The sequence below is a fragment of the Streptomyces sp. QH1-20 genome, assembly GCF_041283565.1.
Lineage (GTDB): Bacteria > Actinomycetota > Actinomycetes > Streptomycetales > Streptomycetaceae > Streptomyces > Streptomyces syringius.
This window is the reverse complement of the sequence record NZ_CP166299.1, coordinates 2,288,670-2,302,940: the sequence shown is the minus strand read 5'-3', so window position 1 is coordinate 2,302,940 and position 14,271 is coordinate 2,288,670. Positions and strand designations below refer to the sequence as shown.

The following is a 14,271-nucleotide window of genomic DNA, read 5'->3' as shown; positions in this document are numbered from 1 at the left end:
CGTGACCGCACCGATTTGCCGGATCCGCCGGGCGCCGGGTTCGGCGTACGTCGGACGGGGAGGGAACAACGGCGGTGACGCGCCTGTTCCGTGCCCCGCGTTCCGACCGCCGCGCGGCGCCTCAGCCGAGCGTCAGCGCGAGCAGCGCGACCGTCGCCGACGTCTCGGCCAGGGCGCCGAAGACATCGCCGGTGACGCCGCCGAAGCGGCGCGTGCAGTGCCGCAGCAGCAGTTCCCCGCCGGCCAGCGCGGCCAGCGCCGCGGCAGCCGCCCGCGCCGCCTCGAACCCGAGGGCGAACGGGCCCTGGTGCCCGTCCTCGTAGGTGCCGAGGAGCGCGCCCGCGGCCGCGGCCGCGCAGACCGTCAGCGCCGCCACCACCAGGGCCGAGCGCGTGGACACCACCCCCGCCACGGCGGCCCCCAGCCCCTCCGGCCGCGCCGCGGGCACGCCCGCACGGGAGGCGAGGGTCAGGGCGCAGCGCGCGGCGAGGGCCGCGACCAGCGCCGCGAGGGCGCCGCGCGCCCAGCCGCCGGTGTACAGCTCGTGGAGGGCGGCCACTTGGCCGAGCAGGGTCAGCAGCAGGGCGACGACGCCGAAGGGGCCGATGTCCGACTGCTTCATGATCCGCAGCGCGTCGGCGGCGGGCCGTCCGCTGCCCAGCCCGTCGGCGACATCCGCGAGACCGTCCAAGTGGAGTCCCCGGGTGAGCACGGCCGGCACCGCCACCGTGGCCACCGCGGCGAGCATCGGCCCGGCGCCCAGCAGCAGGAACAGCGCCCCGGTCAGAGCCGCGAAACCGCCCACGACCAGGCCCGCCAGCGGTGCCGCCAGCATTCCGCCACGGGCCGCCGGGCGGTCCCAGCGGGTGACGCGCACAGGCAGCACGGTGAGCGTCCCGAAGGCGAAGCGGAGGGCGTCGCCGGGCGTCGCGGAGGCGGGCTGTGCCGGGTCGGGGTCAGGTCTCGTGTCGGTCATCGCGGGCAGGGTATCCCGCCCGCTCCGGGCAGTAGGTTGCCGATAGGGCACGTATCGGGAGCGGGAGTCATGGGTCACTGGTTGGGCCGCAACATCGTCGAACCGGGCAAGCTGCCGCTGCTGCTCGCGCTCACCGCGTTCGTCATGACCTTTCTGGTCACCCGCGTCATCACCCGGCTGATCCGGGCCGGCAAGGGACCCTTCCGTAACGTCAGCGCCGGCAGCGGTCTGCACGTCCACCATGTCGTGCCGGGCATCGTGCTGATGGTGGTCGGCGGCTTCGGCGCGGTCGCCGCGGGCCGGCACGGATTCGCGGCGGCGGTCTGCGCGGTGCTCTTCGGCGCCGGCGCCGGTCTGGTGCTGGACGAGTTCGCGCTCGTCCTGCACCTGGACGACGTGTACTGGACGGAACAGGGCCGCAAGAGCGTCGAGATCGTGGTGCTGACGGCGGCTCTGGTGGGGCTGGTGCTCGCCGGCTCCTCGCCGTTCGGGGTGAACGAGCTGACCCCCGACGAGCTGCACAACCGCGGCATCGTGCTGACGACCGTCGTCATCAACTTCCTGATCGCCCTCTTCGCCCTGGTCAAGGGCAAGCCGCGGATCGCACTGATCGGGGTGCTGGTGCCGTTCGTCGCGATCGTCGGCGCGGTGCGTCTCGCCCGGCCGGGCTCACCGTGGGCCCGGCGCTTCTACCGCCACCGGCGCCGCGCCCGGGCCAAGGCCCGGGCCCGCGCCCACCGGCACGACCAGCGCTGGGAGGCCGTGCGCAACCGGCTTCACGACCTGGTCGCGGGCGCCCCGGACCGCTGACCGCCCTTGGGCGTGGCCGCGACGTCGCGCCCGGCCCGCGCCGTTCGGCACGCGCGCTCGCCGCGTTGCCGGGCTCGCCCGGGTACGCCCCGTACGAGGGCGGCCCTCCGCCTGGCGATCGCACGCACCACACGCCGCGGGCCACGCCCTTCGGGCGTACGCCGCGACTTCGCGGACACCCCCTCGTCCCGGTCCCGGTAGTCGTCCCGCCGCGGCTTGCGCCGCCGCAGCGCCTCCTCCGCGGCACACAGCACCAGCATCGCGGCCACCGCGGCCACGTGCTCCTTGCCCGCCAGATTGGGTTTGACGACGGCCTCGCCCACCATGGCGAGCGCCACCAGCGCGCAGGTGAACCAGGCGCGGTAGCGCCAGGTGACGTACACCGCGAGCCCGACGACCGCCGCCGACGGGCCGGTGTCGATGACCTTGGCCGCCTCCGGCGGCAGGCCGAAGACGGAGTCGGGGCCGATGTGGATGGCCAGCCGGGCGTACATCGTGCCGGCCAGGGTGGCCACGTACGCGACGGCCAGGGTGCGCCACTTGCCCAGGGCGATCTCGGCGATGCCGAAGACGATCAGCACCTGGGCCAGCGCCCCCCACACCGGCAGGTCCAGCGCCGGGACGAACAGCGACAGCGGCGTGCGCAGCAGCGCCAGCCACCAGGGCAGCCGGGCCTGCACCGAGCCGAGCTTCTGGACCGGCTCGAAGCCCCAGGGCTGGTTCTGGACGATCTGGAAGACCGAGGTGAGGGCCACGGCCGCCAGGGTCATGGGAACGGCCCCGAGACGCCTGGCCATCAGCGCGTGCCGGACGGTGCCGACCAGCGGACCCCACTCGGTGCGCGCGGCGCGGCGCAGCGCCGCGTGGTTCATCGCCGGCTCTCCAAGTGCTTGCGGTTGAGCCACTTGGGGAGACCCGGGGCCTCGAGGAAGCCCTCGGCCCGGGCGCTGGAGACGCCGATCCGCAGCAGGTCACTGCTCTTCTCGAACAGCATGAAGCGAGGTTCCCAGATGGGGCGGTATTTCGCATTTGCTCGGTACAGCGATTCGATCTGCCACCAGCGGGAGAAGAAGCTCAGCAGCGAGCGCCACGCCCGCAGCACGGGCCCCGCCCCGAGCTTCGACCCGCGCTCGAAGACCGACCGGAACATCGCGAAGTTCAGCGACACCTGGGTGATGCCGAGCCCCTTGGCCTGCTGGAGCAGCTCGATCACCATGAACTCCATCAGGCCGTTCTCCGACTGGCGGTCACGCCGCATCAGATCCAGCGACAGCCCCTCGGGCCCCCACGGCACAAAGCTGAGGACCGCGCGGGGTTCACCCTGGCCGTCGTGGCATTCGAGCATCACGCAACGCCCGTCGTCCGGGTCGCCGAGCCGGCCCAGCGCCATGGAGAAGCCGCGCTCGGTCTCCCCGTCGCGCCAGTCGTCGGCGCGCAGCAGCAACTCGGCCATCTCCGCCTCGGGGATGTCCTCGTGACGCCGGATCCGGACGGTGTAACCGGCGCGCTTGACCCGGTTGTACGCCTGGCGGACCGTGCGCATGGCACGCCCGTCGAGGGTGAACTCGGCGGTCTCCACGATGGCCTCGTCGCCGATCTCCAGGGCGTCCAGGCCGTGCCGCGCGTAGATGGTGCCGGCTTCCTCGCTCGCGCCCATCACGGCCGGGATCCAGCCGTGCTCCCGGGCCTCGACCAGCCACGGCTCGATGGCGCCGGGCCAGGCCTCGGGGTCACCGATCGGATCGCCGGAGGCCAGCGACACCCCGCCGACGACGCGGTAGGTGACGGCCGCCTTGCCGGTGGGGGACCAGATGACGCTCTTCTCGCGGCGCAGCGCGAAGTAGCCGAGCGAGTCGCGGTCGCCGTGCTTGTCGAGCAGGGCGCGCAGCCGCGCCTCGTCCTCGGGGGTGAGCGGATCGGTGGCCCGGCGGGCGCGGAAGGCCGCGAAGACCACGAGGAGCAGCAGGACCATGCTCATCACGTTGATGAAGACATCGACCCAGCCGGGGATGGAGATGCCCCGGTAGCTGCTGTCGTCGGCGGCCAGCGAGACCAGCCGCATGACGCCGTAGTGCCAGCGGTCGAGGAACGTCGAGCGGTAGTCGTCGGTCGCCTGATTGGTCGCGGTGACCAGCAGCGCGGCGATCAGCGAGGTGACCAGCAGCCCGCCGGCGGCGACGGCCGAGGCCAGCTTGGGGTTGGCCCGGTCGCCCTTGGCGTAGAACTCGCGGCGGCCCACCAGCAGCGCGACGACGAACGCGGCGGTCGCCACCAGCGAGAACCAGTTCAGCGGGTGCCGGTTGAACTCCCGGAAGAACAGGGCGACGGCCAGGATCGCCAGCAGTACCCCGGACAGCACGAGGTTCAGGATCCACGAGGCGCGCTTGCGCCGGCGCAGGGTGACCGCCATGACGAACGACCACAGCGCCGACGCGAAGCCCGCCGTCAGCAGATAGGGAGTGAAGTACTCCTCGACGTTGTGCCGGCGGATGTCCGCGCCGAACGACACCCAGACGGCGCTGAGCAGGTTGACGAACGTCACGGCACGCAGGTACCACACCGCGAACGCGGCGGCGCGTCGTGGCCAGGCGCCGCTACGGGCGCCGTCCTCCGGAGTCACGCGGACTTCTCCCATGAAAAGTGAGCATATGGGGCACCCTCTACGGGGAAGTCCGAAGCGCGACGACGAGGTCGGTCAGGTGCGCTCGGGGAGTTCCGCCGCCAGGGCCGCGGCCGCCTGCACCAATGGCAGAGCGAGCAGCGCCCCTGTCCCCTCGCCCACAGTGACGCCGTGGTCGAGCAAAGGGTTGAGCGCCATCCGGTCGAGCGCCTTCGCCTGCGCCGGATCGCCGCTCGCCTGCCCCGCCAGCCACCAGTCGGGGGCCCGGAAGGCCACCCGCTGGGCGACCAGGGCACACGCGGCGGAGACGACGCCGTCGAGGATGACCGGGGTGCGCCGCACGGCGCTCTGCAGCAGGAAGCCGGTGATCGCCGCGAGGTCCGCGCCGCCGCACGCGGCCAGCAGCTCCAGCTGGTCGCCGAGGACCGGCCGGGCCCGGCGCAGCGCGTCCCGGATCGCGGCGCACTTGCGCATCCACGCCAGATCGTCGATGCCCGCGCCGCCACGGCCGGTGACCACGGAGGCATCGGTGCCGCACAGCGCGGCGATCAGGGTGCCGGCCGCCGTGGTGCCGCCGACGCTCAGATCGCCGAGCACCACGAGATCGGTGCCGGAGTCGGCCTCCTCGTCGGCGATCGCCATCCCGGCGCGGAACGCGGCCTCCGCCTCCTCGGCGGTCAGCGCGTCCTCGATGTCGATCCGGCCCGAACCGCGCCGCACCCGGTGGCGGGTCACGTCCTCGGGCAGCTCGGCCGGGTCGCAGTCGAGCGACATGTCGACCACCCGCAGCCCCGCGCCCAGCCGCCGGGCCAGGATCGCGGCGCTGCTCCCGCCGGCCAGCGCGGCCCGTACGAGCTCCACGGCACCGCTTGCCGGGCCGCCGGAGACCCCCAGCCCGGCGACCCCGTGGTCACCGGCGAAGACCAGCAGCCTGGCCCGCTCGACCGGCTTGACGGGCACGGCTCCCTGCGCGGCGGCGAGCCACTCGCCCAGCTCGTCGAGCCGCCCCAGCGACCCTGGCCGCGGGCCGATCCGCTCCCGCCGTTCCTCGGCGTCCCGCCGCACGCCGGAGTCGGGCCGCTCGATCAGCGTGGCGAAGTCATCAAGATTCAGACCGCTCATCCGTCGAACATTACCTGTCGCCCTTGGCTCTGCGGGCGGTGGCGGGTGCACCTCCGCTTGTGGCTGAGCTCAGCCGAATCCAGCCCGTCCGGCGTTTGAGGACGCGCCCGCAGGGCGCCCGCCGCCGCAGGCGGCAAGACGGTCCGCGGGCGGCAGCCCTACGCCCTACGTCCCCGCCGCCGACCCCACCGGCAGGGACGCCCTGACCCGGAACCCCGGGGCGCCGCGCTCGCGGGGCCCCGCCTCGCAGCTGCCGCCGAGCGCGGCCGCGCGTTCGCGCATGCCGATCAGGCCGTGGCCCCCGTGGTCCGCGCCGGCGGGGGCCGCCCCCGTCGCGGGGGTGGTGCGGCCGGCGCCGTCGTCGAGGACGGTCAGCAGGAGGCTGTCCGGGGCCCGCAGGAGGGCGACCTCGGCGCGGGCGCCGGGGCCCGCGTGCTTGTGGACATTGGTCAGGGCCTCCTGGAGCACGCGGTAGGCGGCCAGGTCGACGGCGGCGGGCAGCGGTCCGACGACGTCCGCCGCCCCGGCGGCGCCGGTGGCCGTGGCCGGCCCGTCGGGCAGGGTGGAGGCCGCGGCGATGTCGACGCGCAGCCCCACCCGGGCGAACCCGTCGACGAGCTGGTCGAGGACGCCGAGGCCGGGGGCGGGCTCGGTGGGGGCCTCGGGGTCGCCGTGCTGGCGCAGCAGGCCCACGGTGGCGCGCAGCTCCCCCAGCGCCGAGCGGCTGGCCTCACGGACGTGCGCGAGGGCCTCCTTCGCCTGGTCGGGGCGGCTGTCCATGATGTGCGAGGCGACCCCGGCCTGGACGTTGACCAGCGCTATGTGATGGGCGACGACGTCGTGGAGCTCGCGGGCGATGCGCAGCCGCTCCTCGGCCACCCGGCGGCGGGCCTCCTCCTCGCGGGTGCGCTCGGCCCGCTCCGCCCGTTCCTCGATCGCCGCGATGAAGGCCCGCCGGCTGCGGACGGCGTCACCCGCGGCGGCGGCCATGCCGGTCCAGGCGAACAGGCCGAGGTTCTCCTGCGCGTACCAGGGCCGGACGCCGAAGAGCATGACGGTGCCGGTGAGGACGGCGACGGTCACCGCGGCGATCCGCCAGGCGGTGGGCCGGTCGGTGCGGGCGGCGACGGTGTAGAGGGCCACCACGGCGGCGAGCGCGATCTGGGTGTGTGGCGGGTCGTCCCCGGTGATGACCGTCTCCAGGAGGGTGAACGCGCAGGTGAAGGCGAGGACGGCACGCGGCATCGGGCGGCGCAGGACGAGGCCCGTGCAGGCGAACAGCGACATCAGCACGTAGTAGGGCCCTGGCCGGTGCGCCGCCGCGTGCGGGCCGACGTACGCGCCGAGCAGGACGACCGTGAGGACGGCGGCGGCCAGGGCCGCGTCGGCGGCGTAGGGGTGCGCGCGCAGCCAGCGGTGCGGGCGGGCGAGACCTGTGGTGGCGAGGGAGGTCATCGAAGGTCCCATCGGGAGGGCCTGGTGCCGGCGCGTCCCGGGAGGCGTCCGCCGCCCGATCCCGCCGCGCCCCCGTCCCTGGGTGGGGACGGGGGCGCGGGGAGGTGCCGGAGGGTGCCGGGGCCGCTTCGGCCGGACGAACGGGGCGGACCGGGAGCCGGGAGGTCAGCCGGGGATGAGACCGTCGTCGCTGAGCATCTCGCGCACCTCCGACAGGGAGGCGTCGGGCGCGGGCAGGATCAGCTCGGAGGGCTCGAGGGAGTCGTCGGGCAGCGGATCGCCCAGTCGGCGAACGGCGTCGAGCAGCGCGCCCAGCGTGCGGTGGAAGCCCTCCTCGTCACCGCTCTCCATCTCGGCGAGCAGCTCGTCGTCGAGCGTGTTCAGCTCCACGAAGTGGCTGTCGGCCAGCTTCAGCTGCCCTTCCCCCATGATCCGTACGATCATGACGGTCTCCCTCGGTCGGGTGCGGTGCTTACCGGGTGGCTTACCGGGTGTTCTACTGCTTGTCGAACCGCGGCTGCTCCTGGGGCGTCTGCTGCTGCTTGGCCGCACCGCCCTCGATGGCCTGCTGCCCGGCGCTGCTCCCGCCCGCCAGCTCCGCCTTCATGCGCTGGAGCTCCAGCTCCACGTCCGAGCCGCCCGAGAGACGGTCCAGCTCGGCGGTGATGTCGTCCTTGGCCGTGCCCGTCGGGTCGTCGAGGGCGCCCGAGGCGAGCAGCTCGTCGATGGCACCGGCGCGCGCCTGCATCTGCTGGGTCTTGTCCTCGGCGCGCTGGATGGCCATGCCGACATCGCCCATCTCCTCGGAGATGCCCGAGAAGGCCTCGCCGATGCGGGTCTGGGCCTGGGCGGCGGTGTAGGTGGCCTTGATGGTCTCCTTCTTCGTACGGAAGGCGTCGACCTTGGCCTGCAGCCGCTGCGCGGCGAGGGTGAGCTTCTCCTCCTCGCCCTGGAGGGTCTGGTGCTGCGTCTGCAGATCGCTGACCTGCTGCTGCAGCGCGGCCCGCCGGGACAGCGCCTCACGCGCCAGGTCCTCACGGCCGAGCGCCAGCGCCTTGCGGCCCTGGTCCTCCAGCTTGGACGACTGGCCCTGCAGCTGGTTCAGCTGGAGTTCCAGGCGCTTGCGGGACGTCGCCACGTCCGCGACTCCCCGGCGTACCTTCTGGAGCAGTTCGAGCTGCTTCTGGTACGAGTAGTCAAGGGTCTCGCGCGGATCCTCGGCCCGGTCCAGGGCCTTGTTGGCCTTCGCGCGGAAAATCATCCCCATACGCTTCATGACACCGCTCATGGGCCTCGCGCGCCCCCTTCTGACGGACTTTTCGGCTCCGGCACATCTCTCAGAACCCACAGTACGGGCCCTGCTTCCATTACCGCACTGTTCGGGCCCGGATGCGCTCCTCCTCCAGGACGATCACAAGGTCGCCGCCCTCCGGCGCAAGGAGTAGACGTGACCCCGGTAAGCGGTCCGGGGAGCCGCCGGGAGGCGGGAGGGGAGCACCGCCGTTGCCGGATCGTTCCCCATGGGGCTGGGGTAGCCCGCTGGATACCCGTACCCTTGGGTTTTGTGTTCCGAAGCCGTTCGAAGGATGAGCAGGCCGCCGCCGCCAAGGTGACCGCGGACCAGCCCCAGCAGCCCCGTGACCCGCAGGCCCCCAAGGGCCGCCCCACCCCCAAGCGCAGCGAGGCGACCTCGCAGCGCCGCAGCCTGGCCGGTACGCCGACCAATCGCAAGGACGCCGTCAAGCGTCAGCGCGAGGCCCGGCGCGCGGACCTGGCCAAGCAGCGCGAGGCCCTCGCCAGCGGGGACGAGCGCTTCCTGCCCGCCCGCGACAAGGGCCCGATCCGCCGGTTCGCGCGCGACTTCGTGGACTCGCGGTACTCCGTGGCGGAGTTCTTCCTGCCGCTCGCCGTGGTGATCCTGATCCTCAGCATGATCAACAAGGGTGACTTCCAGTCGCTCGTGCTGCTGCTGTGGCTCGTCGTGATCCTGCTGATCGTGATCAACTCCGTGATCACAGCCATGAGCCTCAAGCGCGCCCTCAAGCAGCGCTTCCCCGACGAGAACCTGCGCGGCGCGGTGCCGTACGCCCTGATGCGTACGCTCCAGATGCGCCGGCTGCGGCTGCCGAAGCCGAAGGTCAAGCGCGGGGAGCGGCCCTGAGCGCCCTGTCGGGCTTCGGCGGCGGTGCGCAGGGCTGGCTGAGCGGTCTCGGCGGGTTACGGAACACCGTCCGTCAGGAGCTGGTCGCCCGGCAGCTGGACGAGCAGATAGCCGCGCGGTTCCCGGTCGGCCGACGGCTGCGCGTGCTCGACGTCGGCCTCGGCCAGGGCACGCAGGCGCTGCGGCTGGCCCGCGCCGGCCATGAGGTCACGGGCCTGGAGTCCGACCCCCGCATGGTGGCCGCGGTCCGTGAGGCGCTGGCCGCCGAGCCCGAGGGCATCCGCGAGCGGGTGCGGCTCATAGAGGGCGACGGCCGGGACACCGGCGCGCACTTCCTCCCGGGCGCCTTCGACATCGTGCTCTGTCACGGCGTCCTGATGTACGTACCGGAGCCGGACCCGATGCTCGCCGGGCTCGCCCGGGTGCTCGCGCCGGACGGTCTGCTCTCGCTCGTCGTCCGCAACGCGGACGCGCTCGCGCTGCGGCCGGGTCTGAGCGGGGACTGGGAGGGCGCCCTGGCGGCCTTCGACTCGCCCGCCTACACCAACCGGATCGGCCTGAGCGCGCGTGCGGACCGGCTGGAGACCCTGACGGCGACCCTGGCCGGCATCGGCGCACCCCTGCACGCCTGGTACGGCGTGCGCGTCTTCACCGACCAGGCGCCGGACGACCGTCAGCCGCCCCCCGTCGCGGAGCTGGAGCGCATCCTGGCCGCGGAGGACCGTGCCGGCCGCACCGACCCGTACCGCCGCGTCGCTGCGCTGCTGCATCTGTGCGGCGTGCGGGGTTAGCCGTCAGGTCTTTGCCGCCTGCGGCGGCGGGCGCCCTGCGGGCGCGTCCTCAAGCGCCGGACGGGCTGAAATCAGCCCGTGCGGCGCTTGAGGACACCGCCGCGCAGCGGAGGTGCGGGGCACCCCGCACCGGCGCGAGCCGGTCAGGCCTCCGCGGCCGCGCGCAGGCTCATCTCGTAGATCTTCGTGTCGTCCTCGAAGAGCGTCACCCGCTCCGCGCCGCCGTCGAGCAGTTCCTTCCAGACCTCGCCGATCCAGGACTCCGCGTCCCCTTGCGTGGTGAACTCCTCGGGCTCCACCGCGGGTGACGTCTCCGTCCCGTCGGCCTTCTCGAACCGCCACGACCACACCATGTCCGCCTCCTGAGTTCTGCCTGCGTTCCTCAAGTGCCACGTGCTGTGCAGCGCAGCCTAACGGTCCGTACAGGACGTGAAAGGGTGAGCCCCGCGCGCCCGTCGCGCGGGGACGCGAGACGATCGACCTGTGGAACTGACTCTGCTCGGCACCGGAGCCCCCGACGGGCTGCCGCGCCCCGGCTGCCCCTGCGCCTCCTGCGCCACCGCCGTCGGCGACGAGGCGCGGGCCGCGACCGCGCTCCTCGTCGACGGGGCGCTGCTCCTGGACCTCACCCCGGGGCCCGCCTTCGCCGCCGCCCGGGCGGGGCGGTCGATCGCCGGGGTGCGGCAGGTGCTGCTCTCGCACCCGCACGACGGGCCCGCCGTGGAGTTCCCGGCCGGGCTGCCCGCGCCGGGGCGGGTGCCGGACGGCCGTGAGCTGGCGGTGATCAGCGGGCACCGGGTGCGGGCGATGGCCCTGGACGCGCCGGGCACCGGATACGAGGTGACCGGCCCGGAGGGCGAGCGGCTGCTCTATCTGCCGCCGGGCGCCTCCCCGGCGGGGCTCGCGCCGCTGGGCTCCTCGGGCCCGTACGACATGGTGCTGCTCGACGTCCTCGGCCGGCCGGACGCCCTGGCCCGGCTGCGGGAGACGGGGGCGGTCGGCGCGACGACGGACGTGCTCGCCGTCCACCTCGACCACGACGTACCGCCGGGCCGCGAGCTGCACCGCAGACTGGCGGCGCTCGGGGCGCGGGCCGTGCCGGACGGCACGACGCTGGTGGTCGGCGACTACCACGCGGTGCCGGATCTGCCCCGGCGGACGCTGGTGCTGGGCGGGGCCAGATCGGGCAAGTCGGTGGAGGCCGAGCGGCGGCTGGAGGGGTTCCCCGACGTCGTCTACGTCGCCACGGGCGGCACCCGTGAGGGCGACCGGGAGTGGGCGGCGCGGATCGCCCTGCACCGCGAGCGCCGGCCGGGCTCCTGGCGCACGGCCGAGACCTGCGACCTGGTGCCGCTGCTGGCGGAGGACGGCCCGGCCCTGCTCATCGACTGCCTCGGGCTGTGGCTGACCGACGCGATGGACTCCGTGGAGGCCTGGGACGACGCCGTCTGGGCCAACGGCGGCGCGCGGGCCCTGGCCAAGCGTGTCGCGGAGCTGGCCGCGGCCGTCCGGGCCACCCCGCGCACGGTCGTCCTGGTGAGCAACGAGGTCGGCTCGGGCGTCGTCCCGGCCACCGCTTCCGGCCGTCGCTTCCGCGACGAGCTCGGCCGGCTGAACACGGCGGTGGCCGCCGAGTGCGAACACGTCCTGCTGGTGGTGGCGGGCCAGCCGCTGCCGCTGCGCGGCTGACCGCCAACTCCGCCCGGAGCCCCGGAAACTGACGGGCACCTGGCTGCGTACGCTGGGCGTATGACTGTGCCCAGCGGCGACCGGCCCGTACGCCCCATCCGAGTCCTGCTCGCCGACGACCAGGCACTGCTGCGCAGCGCGTTCCGGGTGCTGGTGGACTCGGAGCCGGACATGGAGGTGGTGGGGGAGGCCGCGGACGGGGCGGAGGCGCTCGAACTCGCCCGTGCCCAGGCCCCGGACGTGGTCCTGATGGACATCCGGATGCCCGGCACCGACGGTCTCGCCGCGACCCGCGCGATCTGCTCCGACCGTGCTCTCGCGGAGGTGCGGGTGGTGATGCTGACGACCTTCGAGGTCGACGAGTACGTGGTGCAGTCGCTGCGCGCGGGCGCCTCGGGATTCCTCGGCAAGGGCGCGGAGCCGGAGGAGCTGCTGGCGGCGATCAGGATCGCGGCGGCGGGGGAGGCGCTGCTGTCACCGGCCGCGACGAAGGGGCTGATCGCGAAGTTCCTGGCGCAGGGCGGGGAGTACGACGGCCCGGCCGGCTCCGCCGTGCGGCTCGATGTGCTCACCGGGCGGGAGCGCGAGGTGCTGGTCCAGGTGGCGGGCGGGCTGTCCAACGACGAGATCGGCGAGCGGCTGACGGTCAGCCCGCTGACCGTCAAGACCCACGTCAACCGTGCGATGGCCAAGCTCGGCGCCCGTGACCGGGCACAGCTGGTCGTGATCGCGTACGAGACGGGGCTGGTGCGGCCGCGAGGGGACTGACCGGGAACGGCGTCCTCAAGGGCCCGACGGGCTGCTGTGCTGGGTCCTCAGGGGCCGGGCGGGTTCCGTCCGGCCCCTGAGGACAGCTACCGCTACGGAAGCGCCAGCATCCGCTCCAGGGCCAGCTTGGAGAAGCTCGCGACCTCGGGGTCGACCTCGATCCGGTTCACGACCTTGCCGTCCGCCAGCGACTCCAGCGCCCACACCAGGTGCGGCAGGTCGATGCGGTTCATGGTCGAGCAGAAGCAGACCGTCTTGTCGAGGAAGACGATCTCCTTGCCCTGGTCGGCGAAACGGTTCGCGAGCCGCCGGACCAGATTGAGCTCGGTGCCGATGGCCCACTTCGACCCGGCCGGGGCGGCCTCCAGGGTCTTGATGATGTACTCCGTCGAGCCGACGTAGTCCGCCGCCGCCACGACCTCGTGCCGGCACTCGGGGTGCACCAGCACATTGACGCCCGGGATGCGCTCGCGCACGTCGTTGACCGAGTCCAGCGAGAAACGGCCGTGCACGGAGCAGTGGCCGCGCCACAGGATCATCTTCGCCGCGCGCAGCTCCTCGACGGTCAGGCCGCCGTTCGGCTTGTGCGGGTTGTACAGCACGCAGTCGTCCAGGGACATGCCCATGTCGCGGACGGCGGTGTTGCGGCCCAGGTGCTGGTCGGGGAGGAAGAGGATCTTCTCGCCCTGCTCGAAGGCCCAGTTCAGCGCCCGCTCGGCATTGGAGGAGGTGCAGATCGTGCCGCCGTGCTTGCCGGTGAAGGCCTTGATGTCGGCCGAGGAGTTCATGTACGAGACCGGGACGGTCACGTCGGCTATGCCGGCCTCGGTGAGCACGTCCCAGCACTCGGCGACCTGCTCGGCGGTGGCCATGTCGGCCATCGAGCAGCCCGCGGCCAGGTCCGGCAGGACGACCTGCTGGTCCTCCGTGGTCAGGATGTCCGCGGACTCGGCCATGAAGTGCACACCGCAGAAGACGATGTACTCGGCGTCGGGCCGGGCGGCCGCGTCGCGCGCGAGCTTGAAGGAGTCCCCGGTCACATCCGCGAACTCGATGACCTCGTCGCGCTGGTAGTGGTGGCCGAGCACGAAGACCTTGCTGCCGAGCTTCTCCTTGGCCGCGCGGGCGCGCTCCACCAGGTCCGGGTCGGACGCCGCCGGCAGATCGCCGGGGCACTCCACACCGCGCTCGCTCCGGGGGTCGGACTCACGGCCGAGCAGCAGGAGAGCGAGGGGGGTGGGCTGGACATCCAAGGGTTGGGCGGTGGTCACGACACGCACCCTTTCTGTTCTGCGGACGGCCGATCCGGCCTTGTCGTCAAGTTGACGCTATCTATCATAACTGCTTCACGTCAGTTTGACGATGACGATCGCGTCGATGTGACGCATTCCCGATCGGGTGGGCTGTGTGCGAGCATGAAAGACGGAAGTTTCAAGTCCAGGCCCCGGAATGAATCCGCGGCCTCGCCGGTTGCAGCCGACGGCAAGCAGTCCGCACCAAACCCGGGAGTGAAGCAGATGTCCGTTCAGGACGAGAAGACCACTGTGAGCGACGGCATCCTCCTGTCCGACGCCGCCGCCGCCAAGGTCAAGGGCCTGCTCGAGCAGGAAGGCCGCGAGGACCTCGCGCTGCGCGTCGCCGTTCAGCCCGGTGGCTGCTCCGGCCTGCGCTACCAGCTGTTCTTCGACGAGCGCTCGCTCGACGGTGACGTGGTCAAGGACTTCGACGGCGTCAAGGTCGTCACCGACCGGATGAGCGCCCCGTACCTGGGCGGCGCCTCCATCGACTTCGTCGACACCATCGAGAAGCAGGGCTTCACCATCGACAACCCGAACGCCACGGGTTCCTGCGCCTGCGGCGACTCGTTCAGCTAGTCCGG

15 protein-coding genes are annotated in these 14,271 nt (G+C 73.0%); 6 read left to right on the top strand and 9 right to left on the bottom strand.

Annotated features, from left to right (window positions below):
• Positions 1-121 precede the first annotated feature (121 nt).
• The gene (locus AB8O64_RS10265; protein WP_370418852.1) at positions 122-976 is read right to left on the bottom strand and encodes an adenosylcobinamide-GDP ribazoletransferase; all 855 of its coding nucleotides are present in this window, start codon (positions 974-976) and stop codon (positions 122-124) included.
• Between the two features lie 69 nt (positions 977-1,045).
• Here AB8O64_RS10265 and AB8O64_RS10260 point away from each other — a divergent pair, with 69 nt between their 5' ends.
• Positions 1,046-1,786, top strand: a complete 741-nt coding sequence (locus AB8O64_RS10260) for a hypothetical protein (RefSeq protein ID WP_370418851.1) — start codon at positions 1,046-1,048, stop codon at positions 1,784-1,786.
• Here the strand turns inward: AB8O64_RS10260 and AB8O64_RS10255 are convergent.
• The 6 genes from AB8O64_RS10255 to AB8O64_RS10230 form a co-directional block, all read right to left on the bottom strand.
• On the bottom strand, positions 1,753-2,658 hold the full coding sequence (locus AB8O64_RS10255) for a hypothetical protein (protein ID WP_370418850.1): 906 nt from the start codon (positions 2,656-2,658) through the stop codon (positions 1,753-1,755). The genes AB8O64_RS10260 and AB8O64_RS10255 overlap by 34 nt on opposite strands.
• Entirely contained in the window at positions 2,655-4,421 is a 1,767-nt protein-coding gene (locus AB8O64_RS10250; protein WP_370418849.1) for a phosphatidylglycerol lysyltransferase domain-containing protein, read from the bottom strand. Before AB8O64_RS10250 ends, AB8O64_RS10255 begins: the two co-directional genes overlap by 4 nt.
• 60 nt (positions 4,422-4,481) lie before the next feature.
• Positions 4,482-5,528 (bottom strand): nicotinate-nucleotide--dimethylbenzimidazole phosphoribosyltransferase, encoded by a 1,047-nt coding sequence (gene cobT / locus AB8O64_RS10245; RefSeq protein WP_370418848.1) that lies wholly within the window; start codon positions 5,526-5,528, stop codon positions 4,482-4,484.
• A gap of 165 nt (positions 5,529-5,693) precedes the next feature.
• Positions 5,694-6,983: a sensor histidine kinase gene (locus AB8O64_RS10240; protein WP_370418847.1), complete on the bottom strand. Its 1,290-nt coding sequence runs from the start codon at positions 6,981-6,983 to the stop codon at positions 5,694-5,696.
• 165 nt (positions 6,984-7,148) lie between these two features.
• A complete protein-coding gene (locus AB8O64_RS10235; protein ID WP_130877399.1) occupies positions 7,149-7,427 on the bottom strand; it encodes a hypothetical protein in 279 nt (92 codons plus the stop codon).
• Positions 7,428-7,479: 52 nt separating this feature from the next.
• Positions 7,480-8,259 carry a PspA/IM30 family protein gene (locus AB8O64_RS10230; RefSeq protein ID WP_370418846.1) on the bottom strand — a complete coding sequence of 260 codons (780 nt, stop codon included), beginning with the start codon at positions 8,257-8,259 and terminating at the stop codon, positions 7,480-7,482.
• 288 nt (positions 8,260-8,547) lie between these two features.
• Here AB8O64_RS10230 and AB8O64_RS10225 point away from each other — a divergent pair, with 288 nt between their 5' ends.
• Positions 8,548-9,144, top strand: a complete 597-nt coding sequence (locus tag AB8O64_RS10225) for a DUF3043 domain-containing protein (RefSeq protein WP_130877397.1) — start codon at positions 8,548-8,550, stop codon at positions 9,142-9,144.
• A gap of 38 nt (positions 9,145-9,182) precedes the next feature.
• Positions 9,183-9,935 carry a class I SAM-dependent methyltransferase gene (locus tag AB8O64_RS10220; protein ID WP_370423838.1) on the top strand — a complete coding sequence of 251 codons (753 nt, stop codon included), beginning with the start codon at positions 9,183-9,185 and terminating at the stop codon, positions 9,933-9,935.
• 143 nt (positions 9,936-10,078) lie between these two features.
• On the opposite strand, the gene AB8O64_RS10215 is transcribed toward AB8O64_RS10220, so the two are convergent.
• A complete protein-coding gene (locus AB8O64_RS10215; protein WP_356449449.1) occupies positions 10,079-10,288 on the bottom strand; it encodes a hypothetical protein in 210 nt (69 codons plus the stop codon).
• Positions 10,289-10,418: 130 nt separating this feature from the next.
• On the opposite strand from AB8O64_RS10215, the gene AB8O64_RS10210 reads away from it, so the two are divergent.
• Positions 10,419-11,624, top strand: a complete 1,206-nt coding sequence (locus AB8O64_RS10210) for a bifunctional adenosylcobinamide kinase/adenosylcobinamide-phosphate guanylyltransferase (protein WP_370418845.1) — start codon at positions 10,419-10,421, stop codon at positions 11,622-11,624.
• A gap of 60 nt (positions 11,625-11,684) precedes the next feature.
• Positions 11,685-12,392 (top strand): response regulator, encoded by a 708-nt coding sequence (locus tag AB8O64_RS10205; RefSeq protein WP_370418844.1) that lies wholly within the window; start codon positions 11,685-11,687, stop codon positions 12,390-12,392.
• Positions 12,393-12,484: 92 nt separating this feature from the next.
• Here the strand turns inward: AB8O64_RS10205 and nadA are convergent, their stop codons facing one another.
• A complete protein-coding gene (nadA, locus tag AB8O64_RS10200; protein ID WP_370418843.1) occupies positions 12,485-13,663 on the bottom strand; it encodes a quinolinate synthase NadA in 1,179 nt (392 codons plus the stop codon).
• A gap of 246 nt (positions 13,664-13,909) precedes the next feature.
• On the opposite strand from nadA, the gene AB8O64_RS10195 reads away from it, so the two are divergent.
• Complete coding sequence (locus tag AB8O64_RS10195) at positions 13,910-14,266, top strand: iron-sulfur cluster assembly accessory protein (protein ID WP_130877393.1); 357 nt, start codon at positions 13,910-13,912, stop codon at positions 14,264-14,266.
• Positions 14,267-14,271 lie beyond the last annotated feature (5 nt).